Source organism: Clostridium sp. JS66 (genome assembly GCF_033561535.1).
GTDB classification, from domain to species: Bacteria; Bacillota; Clostridia; order Clostridiales; family Clostridiaceae; genus Clostridium_AM; species Clostridium_AM carboxidivorans.
Map to the genome: position 1 here is coordinate 307,118 of NZ_CP131467.1, position 16,999 is coordinate 324,116.

At 30.5% G+C, this 16,999-nt stretch carries 14 protein-coding genes and 1 other RNA gene; 11 read left to right on the forward strand and 4 right to left on the reverse strand.

Annotated features, from left to right (window positions below; genetic code table 11):
- Window positions 1-207: 207 nt before the first annotated feature.
- Window positions 208-2,376 carry a ribonuclease R gene (gene rnr, locus Q6H37_RS01495; protein ID WP_318738844.1) on the forward strand — a complete coding sequence of 723 codons (2,169 nt, stop codon included), beginning with the start codon at window positions 208-210 and terminating at the stop codon, window positions 2,374-2,376.
- Window positions 2,377-2,443: 67 nt separating this feature from the next.
- Here the strand turns inward: rnr and Q6H37_RS01500 are convergent, their stop codons facing one another.
- Window positions 2,444-3,220 (reverse strand): response regulator, encoded by a 777-nt coding sequence (locus tag Q6H37_RS01500; RefSeq protein ID WP_318738845.1) that lies wholly within the window; start codon window positions 3,218-3,220, stop codon window positions 2,444-2,446.
- Window positions 3,221-3,539: 319 nt separating this feature from the next.
- Between Q6H37_RS01500 and smpB the strand changes: the two genes are divergently transcribed.
- Both smpB and ssrA read left to right on the forward strand, forming a co-directional pair.
- Window positions 3,540-4,013: an SsrA-binding protein SmpB gene (smpB, locus tag Q6H37_RS01505; RefSeq protein ID WP_007060549.1), complete on the forward strand. Its 474-nt coding sequence runs from the start codon at window positions 3,540-3,542 to the stop codon at window positions 4,011-4,013.
- Window positions 4,014-4,215: 202 nt separating this feature from the next.
- Window positions 4,216-4,569: a transfer-messenger RNA gene (gene ssrA, locus Q6H37_RS01510) on the forward strand.
- A gap of 991 nt (window positions 4,570-5,560) precedes the next feature.
- On the opposite strand, the gene Q6H37_RS01515 is transcribed toward ssrA, so the two are convergent.
- Window positions 5,561-6,868, reverse strand: coding sequence for an IS110 family transposase (locus Q6H37_RS01515; RefSeq protein WP_318738846.1), 1,308 nt, complete (start codon window positions 6,866-6,868; stop codon window positions 5,561-5,563).
- A gap of 372 nt (window positions 6,869-7,240) precedes the next feature.
- Between Q6H37_RS01515 and Q6H37_RS01520 the strand changes: the two genes are divergently transcribed.
- Both Q6H37_RS01520 and Q6H37_RS01525 read left to right on the forward strand, forming a co-directional pair.
- Window positions 7,241-7,603: a helix-turn-helix transcriptional regulator gene (locus Q6H37_RS01520; RefSeq protein ID WP_318738847.1), complete on the forward strand. Its 363-nt coding sequence runs from the start codon at window positions 7,241-7,243 to the stop codon at window positions 7,601-7,603.
- A 1-nt stretch (window position 7,604) separates the two neighbouring features.
- Window positions 7,605-8,171 (forward strand): hypothetical protein, encoded by a 567-nt coding sequence (locus Q6H37_RS01525; protein WP_318738848.1) that lies wholly within the window; start codon window positions 7,605-7,607, stop codon window positions 8,169-8,171.
- Window positions 8,172-8,643: 472 nt separating this feature from the next.
- Here the strand turns inward: Q6H37_RS01525 and Q6H37_RS01530 are convergent, their stop codons facing one another.
- Entirely contained in the window at window positions 8,644-9,126 is a 483-nt protein-coding gene (locus Q6H37_RS01530) for a hypothetical protein (RefSeq protein ID WP_318738849.1), read from the reverse strand.
- Window positions 9,127-9,497: 371 nt separating this feature from the next.
- A complete protein-coding gene (locus Q6H37_RS01535; RefSeq protein WP_318738850.1) occupies window positions 9,498-10,079 on the reverse strand; it encodes a flavodoxin family protein in 582 nt (193 codons plus the stop codon).
- Between the two features lie 135 nt (window positions 10,080-10,214).
- Between Q6H37_RS01535 and Q6H37_RS01540 the strand changes: the two genes are divergently transcribed.
- The 6 genes from Q6H37_RS01540 to Q6H37_RS01565 all read left to right on the forward strand — a co-directional run bounded on the left by Q6H37_RS01540 (window position 10,215) and on the right by Q6H37_RS01565 (window position 16,969).
- Window positions 10,215-11,048 carry a helix-turn-helix transcriptional regulator gene (locus Q6H37_RS01540; RefSeq protein ID WP_318738851.1) on the forward strand — a complete coding sequence of 278 codons (834 nt, stop codon included), beginning with the start codon at window positions 10,215-10,217 and terminating at the stop codon, window positions 11,046-11,048.
- Between the two features lie 223 nt (window positions 11,049-11,271).
- Window positions 11,272-11,547: a CD3324 family protein gene (locus Q6H37_RS01545; RefSeq protein ID WP_318738852.1), complete on the forward strand. Its 276-nt coding sequence runs from the start codon at window positions 11,272-11,274 to the stop codon at window positions 11,545-11,547.
- A gap of 166 nt (window positions 11,548-11,713) precedes the next feature.
- Complete coding sequence (locus Q6H37_RS01550) at window positions 11,714-12,388, forward strand: CatA-like O-acetyltransferase (protein WP_318738853.1); 675 nt, start codon at window positions 11,714-11,716, stop codon at window positions 12,386-12,388.
- A 272-nt stretch (window positions 12,389-12,660) separates the two neighbouring features.
- Window positions 12,661-13,425, forward strand: coding sequence for a class III extradiol ring-cleavage dioxygenase (locus Q6H37_RS01555; RefSeq protein ID WP_318738854.1), 765 nt, complete (start codon window positions 12,661-12,663; stop codon window positions 13,423-13,425).
- A 24-nt stretch (window positions 13,426-13,449) separates the two neighbouring features.
- On the forward strand, window positions 13,450-14,328 hold the full coding sequence (locus Q6H37_RS01560) for a pirin family protein (RefSeq protein WP_318738855.1): 879 nt from the start codon (window positions 13,450-13,452) through the stop codon (window positions 14,326-14,328).
- Between the two features lie 247 nt (window positions 14,329-14,575).
- Complete coding sequence (locus Q6H37_RS01565; protein ID WP_318738856.1) at window positions 14,576-16,969, forward strand: BglG family transcription antiterminator; 2,394 nt, start codon at window positions 14,576-14,578, stop codon at window positions 16,967-16,969.
- Window positions 16,970-16,999: the final 30 nt, after the last annotated feature.

Here is a 16,999-nt window from a genome sequence, read left to right on the forward strand (position 1 = left end):
TGGAAGTATATCTCCAACTTACAAAATATAAAATTTAAATTTGTATATCATTGACTACTGGATAAGTTTACTATATTATAAAGCTACAAATATAAATATTACTATAATTGAATATTTTTAAGAATAAAGCAGAAATATAATGATATATGAAAAATTAATATGGCTGCAACATATTATTAAATAGCCATAATAGGATGAGGTGAATTTATGAACATAAGGGAAACATTAATAAATTTTATGACAGAGCAAGCATATAAGCCTATGAATATAAGAGAATTAGAAAGAGTATTTAGTATAAAAAAAAGTGAAAGAAAAGTTTTTGAAAAAGTACTTGAAGAAATGGAAAGAGACGGGGATGTAGTTAAAACTAGAACGGAATACTACGGCATTCCAGATAGAATGGGCTTGGTAGTTGGAAAGCTTCAAGGACATCCAAAGGGTTTTGGCTTTGTAATTACTGATGATGACAGACCGGATATATTCATACCTTCCTCTTATATGAATGGAGCTATGAATGGAGATAAAGTAGTAGCAAAGATAACTAGAGAGGAAAACAGGGGCAAAAAGTGTGAAGGTGAAATAATAAGAATTCTTCAAAGGTCAAATAAAACGGTTATAGGAGTATATGAAGATAGTAGAAATTTTGGATTTGTTGTGCCAGAAGAAAAAAGAATATATCAGGATGTTTTTATTCCAAAGGGTAGTAGAAATGGAGCTAAAACAGGGGATATAGTTATAGCAGATATAACAAGTTGGCCGGATAAAAGAAGAAACCCTGAAGGTACAGTAGTAGAGATACTTGGTAAAAAGGGAGAAAAGGGAATAGACATTTTAACTATAATAAAGAAGAATAACTTACCAGAAGAATTTCCAGTAAAAGTAGAAAGCTATGCAGAAGGTATACCGGATGAAATACCAGAAGAAGAGTATGAAAGAAGAAAAGATTTAAGAGATTTGACTATAGTAACTATAGATGGTGAAGATGCAAAGGATTTAGATGATGCAGTATCACTTGAAAAACTTCCAAATGGTAACTATTATTTAGGAGTTCACATAGCAGATGTATCTAATTATGTAAAGGACAAAAATCCTTTAGATAAAGAAGCTTTAAAAAGAGCAACTTCAGTATATCTTATAGATAGGGTTATTCCAATGCTTCCAAAGAAGTTATCTAATGGAATATGCAGTTTGAATCCTAAGGTAGATAGATTAACTTTAAGTTGTTTTATGGAAATTGATAAAACAGGTAAGGTAGTAGATCATAATATTACAGAAAGTATAATAAAGACTAATGAGAGAATGACATATACAGATGTAACTAAAATACTTAGAGATACTGATGAAGATGTTATAAAGAGATATGATTATTTAGTAGATACTTTCAAACTTATGGAAGAGCTTTGTGGTATACTTTACAAAAAAAGAATTCAAAGAGGAGCTATAGACTTTGACTTTGAAGAGTGTAAGATAATTCTCAATGAATTGGGAAAACCAATAGAAATAAAACCTTATGAAAGAGCTATTGCTAATAGAATAATAGAAGAATTTATGCTAGTTTGTAATGAAACTATAGCTGAGCATATGTTCTGGGCTAATATGCCTTTTGTATATAGAATACATGAGGAACCAGATGAAGAAAAGCTTATGCATTTTAACGAATTTGTTCATAATTTAGGTTATGTAGTTAGAATGGGACAGGAAGTTCATCCAAAAGCCTTACAAGATATAGTAGAAAAAGTGAAAGGAAAAAAGGAGGAAACAGTAGTAAGTACTCTTTTACTTCGTTCCATGATGAAGGCTAGATATGCTCCAGAATGTACAGGTCACTTTGGCCTGGCAGCGAGGTATTATTGCCATTTCACATCTCCTATAAGAAGATATCCTGATTTGATTATACACAGAATAATAAAAGAATTTATAAATGGGCAGATAAATGATAAGAGAAATAAAATATTAACAGCAGATGTTGAATATGCATCAAAGCAGTCATCTGAAATGGAAAGAGTAGCTCAAGATGCTGAAAGAGAAGTAGAAGATCTTAAAAAGGCTGAATACATGAGTGAACGAATAGGTCAGGAATTTGAAGGAATAATATCTTCTGTAACTAATTTTGGGATGTTTGTAGAGTTACCAAATACTATAGAAGGTCTTGTGCACATTAGCAGTCTTGATGATGACTATTATGTATATGATGAAAAACATTTAAGTCTTATAGGCGAAAGAACTAAAAACATATATAAACTAGGAGATGAAGCAAAGATAAAAGTCTCGAAAGTAGATATGTTTGCTCACGAAATTTATTTTGAACTAGTTAAGCCAGAAAAGGATGAAGAAGAATTTGAAATTTCAAATGAAACAACTAACAATGTTGATTAATTATATGTGTTAGTTGTGGATAAACTTTAAAATAATATAAGAACATTGCGATGCAATGTTCTTATTACTATTTTTCTAATTGTTTTATTAAAGCATAAGTTCTCATATTTGATTTTAGTTTAGCTATGAATATATCCTCTTGGATAGGTTTTCTTATATAATCGTTTGCTCCGGCATTTAACATACTGGCCACAGTTTTAGTATTAGTTAAGGATGAAGTCACTATAATTGAAGAATTTATATTATCACGCCTAAGTCTTATAATAATATTTTTCCCAAATTCCTTTTCCAGCACAATATCCACAAGATATAAATCATAATGTTTTTGGCTTTCTATTAAGTCTTTTCCAGATGAATAGAAATCTACATTTTCTATGTCGTGTCTAGATAGAATATCTTTCATTATGGTGCAGTCAAAATGACTATCGTCTACACAAGCTATTTTAGCTTCCTTTAGACAATTTAAAAGTTCATCTTCTTTAATTATGTATTTTACATGTTTAAGAAGTTCCTCGCCTAGGTTATTCTTGGTGATATAATCAGAAACCCCTAAATTTAAAATTCTTTTTTTGGTATTTTCTAATTCATTACCAGTCACAACAAATACAGGTATATTTTTGTTTAAATTGCTGTTATTAATAGTTTTCATAAATTCCTCAATGCTAGTATCTTCTAATAATAAAGAAGTTATTATTAGGTCAACCTTGCCATTAAGGTTTTTCAAAGTTTCATAAGCTTCTCCTGCAGTATCCACAGAAACACAGTTAAAACCATTTTCAAGTAAGATATTTTTTACTAACTTTTTTATAAAACTACTTTGTTCAAGATGTAGTATAGTGTACATAATTTCCACATCCAATCTTTTTATAATTTAAAAGTTTCAAAATGTTATCAAAATTTATATTTTAAAAGAATTATATAACATTTTACTAATTTTGAAAAGTAGACAATAATGTACAATTGGGTCCATATTTAACCTATTGTGTTGAAATGTACTAAAAAGTATGGTTAATGATAATTAATATTTTGGAGAAATTAATACAAAAAAGATTGAGATTAATCATGATAAGTTTATGAATAGCTATATATTGCATAATAAGGTATATTGATATAGACTTATATGTATAATATAATGAATAAAAACTATAAGGTAGGTGATTTTAATGGCTAAAAAAACATCAACAAACAAAACTCTTGCTGAAAATAGAAAGGCATGGCATGATTACTTTATAGAAGAAAGTATGGAAGCTGGTATAGAGTTAGTTGGAACAGAAGTGAAATCTATAAGAGCAGGTAGAGCAAATTTAAAAGACAGTTATGCAGAAATAAGAAATGGTGAAATATTTATTTGTAATGTTCATATAAGTCCTTATGAAAAAGGAAATATATTTAATAGAGATCCATTAAGAGCTAGAAAACTTCTACTTCATAAAAGTGAAATATCAAGATTGTTAGGATTTACTACTCAGCAGGGATACACCTTAGTACCATTATCTTTATATCTTAAAAATGGTAGAGTAAAAGTAAATATAGCAGTGGCAAAAGGTAAGAAAGATTACGATAAGAGAGATGCTATGCTTGAAAAAGCAGCGAAGAGGGATATAGATAGAGACATGAAAGAAAGAATAAAATACTAATTTAAAATTATGAAACATTTTCTTTCTTTGGATTATAAAAAATGTGTAGATAAAAATTACTATTGATTAATAGATAAATTTGATGTAATATAATAGTTGCAAGTTGGAGATATTAAATCTTAACTTACTAAAAACTAAATATTAAAATAATAGTTTGCGTAACAATATAAAACCTTAAAATTAGGTAAACCCAATTATATATGGGGGCGTACTTGGTTTCGACGGGGGTATGTTGTATTTGGGAAGCGAGTCGAGGGAACCTGTGGGCCCGCGTTAAAAAACTATGGGATTAAATGTAAACGCAAACGATAATTTTGCATTAGCAGCTTAGTCTGCTACGTTCTACCTTTGAGTACCGCGGCTTAGGATAGAGCGTCGACAGCGGTGAAACGAGCCTGTGTAAGCTTTGCCACAGGAACGGAATTTATGAAGCTACTGAAACTGAAAGCCTGTCCATAGGCGTTCAGTAGAGGGAATGTTAAAATGTGGACTGCACTCGGAGATGCCTAAGTATTACGACTTTCGGACATGGGTTCGACACCCATCGCCTCCACCATACATATTAGTGACCGCCTGTAAGTGGCTTAAATAGCTACTTACAGGCGGTTCCGTTTTTTGCTGGGTGAAGGTAGCTCTACTAAATTTACATTTCTAATAAAGCTATTTAAAAATTAAGTGTAATTTTATATTAGAGTTCATTTGCTTAAATTAATAGGATATAACAAAAGTATATGTTATATACCAAAGAGGTGCACAATGAAAGCTATAAATTATGGGGATATGATAATATAGTAATTAGGAGGTTATGAGAAAGAATACGAAACTGATTATTAAAGTAAGTATTGGGACATAATGAAGATAAATCAATAAGGTACTGTATTAGTACAGGTTTCAAATCAATTCCCAGAAGAATTGAAGGGAATGTAGTAATGGGAAAATAAATACTATAATTAGCACTAGGAGTGAAAATAGCATGAACGAAAATTATTCAGATGATTACTATTGATGGAATTGTGAAGAATAAAATAGAAATAGAGGAACTTGATGATAACGATATTGAAGTATTAGTTGAGTATATGAAATCAAAGTTAGAGTTTACTTTGAGGTTGATTTTGGATAGAAATGTAAAAATGATAAAAAGCTCTTATAATAAGCTAACAGAAGATCACGTTGAAGTAATATTCAACGTGGTCTTTAACTTTTGCAGGAAAGTATAGTGTAGGCTAAGTTTTATATACTGGCAAATGAGTTGAACGTATGTGTAAAAGAAGGAGATTTTGAATCTTCATGTGATAGTTTAAAGAAGGTGAATTGTATGGATATTTCTTATATGTAGAAACTAATAGCAACGTTCCGTTGACAAATTTTCAGCACTTTTTGGTAGACTGCAACCTTTCGTTTTCTATATAATTGAAGAATAGAGTCCAGCTAAGAAATGTCAATAAGAATTAAAAAATAATTAATATTTTTACTATCTTAAAAAAGGGCGACCTTAATAAGTCTTTGTTATGTTAACAAAAAATGTGAATAAATTTTATGGAATTACACTACGCAGCGAAGCCGCATTTCGCTTTACGATAATTCTTTTGATGTTCTTCTGGTGTGATGATTTCAAACTTTTTTTCATCACGAAGAATGGCAAATACAATATTACAAACTTTATGCATAATGGCTCCAAGAGCCACCATTTTAGGCTTGCTCTGGCATTTTAAAAGATAGTATTCTCTAAGTACAGGATTTTTAGCAGAACCATCTTTGTTTTTACTGATACTGTTTAGGGCTATGGTGTGGATAACTCTTCTGGCAATCCGAGAACCTCGTTTTGACATACTGATTTTCGTACCATTAAACTTACCAGATTGTTTTACTGCTGGGTCCAAACCAAAGTAAGCAAAAAGCTGTTTGGGTGAGTTAAATGCAGAGAAATCTCCGATTTCTCCCATCAGACTTACAGCAGAAAGAAAGCCTGCACCTTTGAATGATTCGATTAGGTGAATATGCTTAACAAAATCAGTAGATTCATTTGCGTCAGCAAGGTTATGCATATCAGAGAGTATTGAAGAAATCTCTTCGTCATACTTTCGAATAAAGCTTATATATAAGCGAATACGCTTAAAGTTACTGCTTACGCTATGTCCGAAGGACTTAGCATCATTTGCAGCCTGAATAATGGCAGTATACTTATTGTTAGCATATATAAGTCCAAAACGAGCAGTAAGGCATATGGAATTAATGACTTCATCTTTGGAAGCATTTAAAAATGCATCTGGAGAAGTATATTTCTCAAGTAAAGTCATTGCCGTATTTGTAGTTATCTTCGAGAATATTTTCAAATACTGAGGAAATACTATTCGAAGTTCAGCTTGAAGCTTATTTACGTAAGCAGAGCGATTGTCCATCAGGTCATAATATTCTCTTGAAAGATTTCTTAAATCAAGAGCAAGATCTGATGGCATAAGAGAAACCTTTAAATCAGGCTTTAAGTCTACCAATGCAGCTTTTTTTGAATCAAATCTGTCATTATGCACTTTTCTAATATTAATGTTTGTGCTATTCTTAGTGATGATAGGATTAATAACGCTAACATTAAATCCATTATCACGAAGATAGCAGAAGAGTGGGTAATGATAAATTCCCGTGGATTCTAGGAAAATGCGACTTTCCAAAGAATACAGTTCTTCTGCTTCTTTTATTTTAGAAACAGCGGCAGCAAGGGAACTTAAATCAGAATGTAGGATCTTAAAAGGTTTTCCTACAAATGTTTGGTTGGGAAGTGCAATAGACATCCAACTAAAGTCTGCACCGACATCAATTCCAACCGAGATAAATAAATCATATTTTATAGTGTTTAACATGAGCGATAGCTCCTTTCTGATAGGAATCCATTTCCAAGCAATGAGTACACAACCTAGCATGTGATACAGGAATAGCCTGAGGCTCCCAACCAGCTAATCATAAAACCTCATTGAATGGACTAATTGACTCAATCGTAGGTATAGGTCAGTGGTAACTGACTTCCCAAGGAGGCGAACATTCTTTATCCTATCCTTAAAGATTATACTTTATGAAAAGTCTGGAGTCTATCAGGAACCGTCAGACCATATTAAATTATTAAAGTAACATCTGATGAAGGAAGAAATCCTTCTTCCGTTACTGATTTTTGAAAATTTATTAAAAGAAGAATAGTCCTTAGTGGCTATATCATTATTATACTAGGGGGCGAGTTAATGAGCATATCTGAAAGATTACAGAAATTAAGAAAACATGAAAGATATTCGCAGGAACAGTTAGCGGAAAAACTAGGAGTAACAAGACAAGCAATATCAAAATGGGAAAGTAACCAAGGGAATCCAGATATCAATAATATTATTAAATTAAGTGAAATTTATAATGTTAGTACGGACTATTTATTAAAAGGTGAGGAGCAGATAAGTAAGCCAATAGAAATTGATTCTGAAGAAAATAAGGAGAATATTAAATCCAGAAAAATGTTTAATATACTTTTATTTATTGCTGGTATTTCTGCTATTGCAATTCTATTTCTTTTTACTTTTACTTTTTTAATAAAAACATTTTTAGGAGGTCATTAAAATGAAAAAAATTTTTTCCTTTTTAGTACTTGTTTTTGTATTTACAATTTCACTATCCGCTTGTGGAAATTTATCAGATGAGGGCAATAGAACCACTGATTTGTCATCAAAAATCTCTCCTAAACAAACTATACAAATTGCTTTTGAAGCATTAAAGAATGGAGACTCCAAGAAATTTAATCAGTTTATTGAATATAAAGAACGACGGGAAGGTGTTCTCATATATAAGGATAATAAGTTGTTTGGTAATAATTTAGATGGCAAAGGGAAAGAGCTTATAGAGAGTATTTTTTCAAATTTTTCTTATGATATAGGGGAAGTGAAGGAAAATGGAAATGTCACAACAGCTCAAGTAAAAATTACTAACCGTGATTTATCAAATGTAGAGAAAGATATGCTACGTTATACAAACCCAGGTAATCCACTCATTGAAGCAATCAAAAATTCTGATAATAAAATGATTACAACTAACTTGAAAATCACTCTTAACAAAATAGATGGGATATGGAAAATCCCAATGGATGAGGCCTTGACTGATGCTCTCTGTGGAGGGCTATTGGCTAAGTAGCAATAATAAAAGTACCGTTTTTTATTTTTCATAGTATGAACAACTTTAATACAGAATTATTTATGAATTAGATGAAATTCTGTATTAGAGTGTATTTGCTTAACCCAATAGGATACAATTAAAGTATATTATTAGCAAAAATATATTTGAAATTTATGTTTGAGAAAGCATTAGTTTTAAGACATAATATTGAAGGGAGAGAAGTTTTATTAAAGGAGAGATATATGCTGAAGGCAACAGTGTTGCAGGACACTAAGTCAGTATCGCAAGTTTTACATGAAATTCATAAATTTGGAGTATAGAGAATAAGTCATGTGATATTTTATAAATAGGAAATCATTATTGGTACCCTCTTGCGAAAAGAAGTAGAGAAGATTTAATCTCTCTTGAATCAAGATATGTATTTACCCCCCAAAACTTGGGGATGTAAAGAAATTCTTATTGCAACTTGGAGTTTATGGAATATATGAGTTTAATTTAAGCTTATTGGTTCATAAACATTGTATTTGAAAGCCGGGTATATGACTTTATTCACCATTTTGCTTTCCTTCCTGTTGGCACAGTATGCTTTTATGGAAAGTGTCTTTATCATCATCGTATCATAGACAATGCTGGTTTTTGTGGCAATGTTCGCGCTTCTTAAAATATCTGCAAACTCTTTGCCGTTGTCCATGTTGTCTGCTGTAATATCAAAGATGTAAAGCTTCTCCTTCTCAGACTTTTTAACGACAAGCCTCGGAATCAGAGTCCCGATAAATGTTGCGGCACATATCGCCATGATACTGAGTATGCCGTCTGACTTTGCCATCCTCACAACAGCAATCATGTATACAGTTGTAGACAACGCTGCTAGCAAGCTCGAAAAGAAGAACTTTTCACGACTTAGACATATACTCTTCATTGTGCACAGAGTGTTGCCGAGTAGTTTCAGTAAAAATACTATTAAAATTTCCATTTTGCCTCCTGATTTCTGTTCCCATAAAAAACAAAAGACTCTTGCAATAAAAATCACAAAAGCCGAATAATATCTTAATTTATTGATAAAATTTTTTTTTGCACCACAAGGTGCGTTCTTATGTAACTGTATTAGTATATCATAATAACACATAGATTGTCAAAATGTTAATGATTTTTAATACATGTGTTTTTATCGATTTAATGAATCGTTAAAGAAATTTAATTTGACTTGTAAAATACAAAGTAATTAGTGAAAGTATATAATTCATTATTTTGCTTACCTTTTTAAACAGAGAAATTAATCTTTGTAAAAGTTTTAAAAATGCTAAAACTTATATTTAAAACTAAAAACAATCGTGTATTTATAATTTATAATGATATTTTCATACCAAGGCTTTGGGCTTCTTTTTGAATATCTAAAGGGATTCCTTTTTTAAAAGCTGCTCCATCTAAAGTTATACTTCCAATAATATTGTATCCACCTGCTTTTAGAACTGATTCCATGGCCTGTAATGCTCCTTTACTTTGAGTTGGAAGCTGGCTGATTGGAGCTGGAGAATTGCAAGCTGTAACGATAACAGCTTTCTTACCTTTATGTAAAGCTATGGGGCTTTCTAATCCACTTGCTGCCATTTCTTCAAAAGCAGTAAGATTCCTATCAATAAGGACTTTTAGTTGGCCTGATATATTTCCGTAATATGTAGGACTGCCAATAATAATTGCATCAGCAGAGCGAAGCTTATGCCATACATCGTGTCCATCATCTTTTGGAAGAATGCATTCTCTATTAGGTCTGCATCCAAAGCAACTCATGCAAGGGCTAATTTTTAAATCATATGCGTTTATCCATTCTACAGTATGCGTTGGCTCAATTCCTTTCTCAATGTACTTCATAATGCCAACAGTATATCCGCTTTTTCTAGGTGATCCATTTAAAAATAATATGTTCATTTAATATTTCCTCCATTTCTATTTTATAAAGCTTTTGTAATATAATATAAATATATTATCTCAAAGTTTATATTGGTAATAGAAGTCTATTTATACTGGTATAAATAATAATAGGATAGGAATGGAAGTATAAATATGAAAACACATCGTTATAAAGAGCTTGGAGATTTTTTAAGAACCAGAAGAGGTAAAATTTCACCCTTAGAAGTTGGACTTTCGCCAGGATTAAGACGTAGAACACCAGGACTTAGGAGAGAAGAAGTAGCAGCACTTGCTGGTGTAGGATTAACTTGGTATACCTGGCTTGAACAAGGACGTCAAATAAATGTATCAGTAGAAGTGCTGGAAAGTTTAGCTAGAGTATTGAAGCTTGATCAACAAGAACGAATCCATTTGTATACTTTGGCAAATAGAGTCCCTCCAGTAGATGTTTATTTATATCAAGAAAGTGAAGTTTCAATGCTTCAACATGTGTTAGATAACTTAACCATAAGTCCTTCTTTTATTATGGATTCACGATGGAATATTATTTTGTGGAATAAGGCAGCAGAAGTTGTATTTGGAAATTTTGATAAAATCAATGAGTGTGAGAGAAATATGGTTTACATGATGTTTAAAAATGATAATTACAAGCAATTATTTATTGATTGGGATTTGCATGCACAAGGAATGCTTGCACGATTTCGTTCTACTACAGTAGAATACGTTGATGAACCTTGGTTCGTTAAATTTATTGAAGAACTAAGGGAAAAAAGTGAAGAATTTAATTTATGGTGGTCCAAGCATGATGTTCAAACAGACAATGGGGTTTATAAGAAAATTAGACATCCAATTGCTGAAGAAATGATTTTTGAGTTTTGTAGTTTTAATGTTTGTGATAAATCTAACCTAAAATTAATTGTAAATACACCCTTATTAGGGACGGATACTGATATAAAAGTTAAATCATTATTAGGTTTTGAAACATAAATAACGAATATTGATACTGAAACTGGAATACAACATATAAAGGGGGGGACTATGTATGAGAGACGTATCAGAATGTATTGTGAGACAAGGCTCCGCGCAAAGACTACATGAAAATACAAGGAATGTCTTGTTCGGAGCTAAGTTTTGACTGATATAGACTAAAATATTTTTGTGTGGACTTTGCTTTATATTTACAGATTAAATGTAGATAGGAGCATAAGGTATGAAGTACGAAAAAGCACAAAATATATTACCACAGAATATTATTGAATTAATCCAACAATATGTAGATGGGAGTTATCTGTACATTCCTAGAAAAAGCGATAGCAAAAAAGCTTGGGGGGAATACAGTGGCATAAAAAATAGTTTAAATAAAAGGAATAGAAAGATTTTTAATAGATATAAACAAGGAGTATCTGTTAAAGAACTTGCTGAACAATTTTATCTTACTGAGTATAGTATTAGAAGAATAATCAGAAAAGAAAAACAAGGAATGTAAAAAAAGCGGTGTTTTTTATCAATTTAGATGATATAAAAATACCACTTTTTATTTTTCATAGTATGAACAACTTTATTACAGAATTATTTATGAACTAGATAAGTCATGAGAGGGGAGGTTATAATTTCATTATAAATTAATTAAAATCAAATAGAGGTATAAGCATATGAATACAAATTTTCATGCTATTGACATGGATACATGGACAAGAGCACACACATACAATTACTTTACAAAAACAGTATCAACACTTATTTATTCTATTAATGTTACAGTGGATGTTACAATTCTTAGGAATACATTAAAAAGCAAAGGCTTAAAATTCTTTCCTACATATCTTTATTTAGTAACCAGAGCTATTGGAAAACAGCAGGAATTTCTTATGACAATGCAAGATAATGTGCTAGGATATTGGGATTGTCAAACACCTTTTTATCCAGTGTTTCATGAAGATAATAAAACAATAACATTTCTTTGGACAGAATACGATGAGGATTTTGAGGTGTTTTATAAAAGTTATATTTCAGATATGAAACAGTATGGGAAGAGTCATGATATTATGCTATCAAAGGAAACACCACCGTCTAACAATTATATCATATCTTGTATTCCATGGTTTAGTTTTAATGGTTTATCAATGCAATTGCAAAATGCAAAAAATTATTATGCACCAATTTTTGAAGCTGGTGGATTTACTGAAACCAATGGTACAATTATGATGCCATTATCTATTACGGTTAATCATGCTGTAGTAGATGGTTATCACATAAAGCTGCTTTTACAGGAATTACAATGGGCAATGAATCATCCAGAAGAGTGGATTAAAGGTACAGAAGTGTAAATGTAACTAACGGAAATCAATTAAAAAATATAAATAGCACCTATGTTACTTCATTATATAATATGTAATTTGAAAGAATTGTACAAATGTATTGACATTGTAATTAATAAATGAAATAATAAAAGTATAAAGAATAATAATTATTAATTAATAAATTGTGTCATAAAGAATACTGTACTACATTTTTGAATTAATATGAGGAAAGTTAAGAAAAAGTTATTTAAATGTTCAATTTGAAGATTAGTAAAATATTAGTTAAAGGGTGTGAAAAAATGATTTCTTCATTATTTATATGCCACGGTGCACCGACATTAGTATCAGAAAAAAATGAGTATACGGATTTTCTTAAAGACTTGGGAAATAGACAGAAACCAAAAGCAATAGTGATATTTACAGCACATTGGGAAAGTGAAATTACAACCATTTCTTCTATGGATGATACTTATAGTATGATTTATGATTTTTATGGTTTTCCTAAAGAACTGTATTCTATAAAATATCCAGCTAAAGGATCTGTAGAGGTAACTTCAAAGCTGCAATCTATGTTAAGAAATCATGGTATTGAAAGTAAGCTTGATAAAAATAGAGGACTGGATCATGGTGCTTGGGATATCTTATATTTAATGTATCCAAAAGCAGATATACCTATTATTCAAGTATCAGTAAATCCATTTTTAGCTATGGAAAAGCAATACGAAATAGGAAGAGCCATCAAGGAATTAGGAAAAGAGGATATATTAGTAATTGGAAGTGGTTCAACTGTTCATAACCTTGCTACAGTTAATTGGAATTCAGAAAAAACAGAAGAATGGGCATTAGAGTTTGATGACTGGTTTATTGAAAAGGTAGAAAATAATGACAAGGATACTCTGTTTAAATACAGAAAGTTAGCACCTTATGCAAAACATGCAGTGCCACGTGAAGAGCATATAGTTCCTATGTTTATAGCAATGGGAAGTGGTAATAGGGATAAACCTAAGCTTTTACACCAAAGCTATGCATATGGAACGCTAAGTTATATATGTTTTGAATTTTAAAATAAGAAGAGAGAGGAGAATAATATGGACACATTGAGAAGAGTAATTAAAATCACAAAAGGTCAACCAGCTGTTGACGGTGCAGGTGTAAAGTTAGTTCGTGTAATTGGGTATAATGACACTAAGGATTATGATCCGTTTTTAATGTTAGATGCTTTTGATTCAGATAAATCCGAAGATTATATAAAGGGTTTTCCTTGGCATCCTCATAGAGGAATTGAAACAATAACTTATTTGATTAATGGAGATATCGAGCATGGTGATAGTCTTGGTAATAGCGGAAGCATTCTTGATGGAGAGTGTCAATGGATGACAGCTGGTTGCGGTATTATCCATCAGGAAATGCCTAAGTCAAGTAGACGTATGCTAGGTGCTCAATTGTGGTTGAACTTGCCTGCTAAAGACAAAATGACTGAACCAAGTTATGGAGATATAAAGGCTGAAAATATACCAATAATTAATGAAAGTGGAACAAAAGTTCACATAATTGCTGGAGACTATCGAGGCCATAAAGGTGCTTTTGAAGGTAAATACATTAAAGCAACCTATTTGGATGTTGAATTACCTGCTAATCAGGAATGGAATTTCATAAATGATGCTGAAAATACTTTGTTTGTCTATATCTTTACTGGAAAAGCAATTTTTCATCCTGATAAGAGTATCGAAAATCCTAAAGATTTAGTTGATGAAAAACAAGCCATATTGTTTAGTCATGATGATAAGTTTTGGATAAAGGCAGCAAATCAGGATGTGCGCTTTATACTTTTATCTGCTAAACCATTGAAAGAACCAATTGCCTGGGGTGGTCCTATAGTTATGAATACAAAGGAAGAACTTAATTCAGCGTTCTTGGAGTTGGATAACAATACTTTTATAAAAAAGAATAGTACAGAAGAATTATAAAAGTATGAGAATAATAGTATTTAAAATAATAACGATTGTTGTTCTACAAGTTATTAGACAATAAAAACTATTATGTATTATGACCGTATTAGAGAAAAATCTGGTACGGTTTTTTATATTTTTAAAATTCAATGATACATAAGTTCCATTTTGAATGGAACTTATTTGTTATTTTACAAAATTTAAATTCATGTTATCGTATACATATAAAAGAATTAGAAATGATAAACAGGAAGGAGGTTGAAAAATGGATGGCTTAAATGGAAGGCAAATTGAATTTACAAATTTATTATTAGATGAGGAACAGTTTAAAACAATTAAATATTACAGTGAAGTTTTAAACGTATCTGAAAAGACAATTAAAAAAGATTTAATAGCAATTGAACAATATTTAAATAAATATAAAGTTCAATTGGAAAAGAAACATAGTATGGGAATAATGATAAAAGATGTTAGAAAAGCTAAATTGCTTTTGCATAATAATCTTCAAGTACAAGAATTAAAAAATAGGAAGATTTCAATAAATGAAAGAAGAATTGAAATTATTAAAGAAATGCTTATTAAATCCAATAAGAGTACTTCAATTCAAAAACTTTCTGAAAAATATTATGTAAGTAAGACTAGTATAATAAATGATTTTAAGTATATAGAAAAATGGCTTTCCTTATTTAAGTTGAGATTAGAAAAAACAGTAGAAGGAACTCAAGTAAAAGGATTGGAAGTTAATATACGTAGGGCAATTTGCTCTTTATTGTTTGAATATTCAAACACAAAGAAGAATGAAAATACTGTTGAAGAATTGGCGTCACGTTTAGATGTAGTTACTTTAAATGGACTATCAGAGCTTTTTGAAAAAGATAAAATTATATATGTTAATAGGCTCTTGCTTAATTTAGAAAAAAAATATAATTGTAAAATAGATGAACCATATTATACTAATTTGTTAACTCATATTTTAATTTCAATGGAAAGAGGTTCAACAGGAAAGTCCATATTGAAAAAAGAAAAGATTGGAGATTTCAAATCAGAAAAAGATTACAAAGAAGCTGTTTTATGTATTGATAAAATTAATAATGATTTTGGAATGAAATTAGATGAAGCTGAAGTTTATTATTTGTACCAGTATTTTGTATCATTTGGATTGATTAAGGAAGTAATAGAAAGTCAAGATAAAGTATTAAACAAATTGGATTCTATATCTATAGAGTTTAGAAACATGATGACTAAATGTATAGAAGAAATTTTGCAAATAAATATTACAAATGATCAGGATATAATGTATAAATTATTGCTTCATATACGACCAATGCTAAATCGCATGGAATATGATATACAAATATCAAATCCTCTTATTAGTGAAATAAGAGAACAATATCCTATTCTTTTAAACGTGTGTAAGGCTGCTGCACTTATGGTATCTTATCAGCTAAAACAAAAATCAATCCCAATGGATGAAATTGGATACTTGGCAGTATATTATCAGTTAGGATTAGAGAACTCTTATATAAAGAAAAGAATCTTAGTAGTTTGTCATAGTGGTTATGGGACATCGCAACTCCTAAGAACAAAACTTAACAGGTACTTTCCGGAACTTGAAATCGTTGACAATGTTTCGTCAAGTAGAATCAAGAACAGAAATGTTGATGATATTGATTTTGTGGTTACAACAGTTCCATTAGAATTTAAAAGTAAGCCATATATATTAGTATCAACATTTCTAAATGAATATGACATTAAAAATATATCTGATTTTCTGCTTAATAATAAAAATAAACTTGAAAGAAAAAAGGTCACAACAAAACTTATTGGAGAGTATTTACAAGAAGAACTAGTATACTTTAACACATCAGAAGATGATGTGAAAAAAGAAATTAATAAAAATTATAAGAAATGTATTGCTTTTAATGAAATAAATATTGATAGAAATCTAAAAATACAGTTAGGATTTCATAAAAGTGAATGTATACTTGGACTTTCTATAAATGATATAGAGAACAATGAAAAACAGTTAACCTTTTATATTGCTGTGGAGAACATTGAGTTAATGACTCGTATGTTAAAAGAAATTATAAATTTTGATATCAAGGAAAATTATGCGAACTATTTAAGAAGATGTACTAAGAAAAAAGACGTAAAGCAATATTTTGCATTAAATAGCAAAGGTGGGGGAGAAATGGATATAAATTTAGCTAAAGTAATAAAGAAAGAAACAATAAAGTTAAACATGGAAGCAACTACAAAGGACGAAGCATTAAAAGAACTTACAGAATTATTATGTGATGCTGGAGTTCTTTCAGACAAAGAAGCATTTTTGAAAGACGTATATTACAGAGAAACTTTAGGTGCAACAGGAATTGGAAATAAAATAGCCATTCCTCATGGAAAATCTAAGTTTGTCAATAAAACATCAATAGCTTTTGGAAAAGCAAAAGCAGATATTAAGTGGGAAAGCCTAGATGATGAGCCAGTACATTTTATTATTTTATTTGCAGTGACAGAATCTGATAAAGACAGTGTTCATGTTAGATTGCTTTCAAAAGTAGCAGGAAAACTAGGAGATGACGAGGTGTGCGAAAGCTTACTAAATGCAGCAACTCCAGAAGAAGTTTATGAAATATTCATAAGAGAAGAAGAATTTTAAATAGGTTTAATCATTGTCTAATATTATATA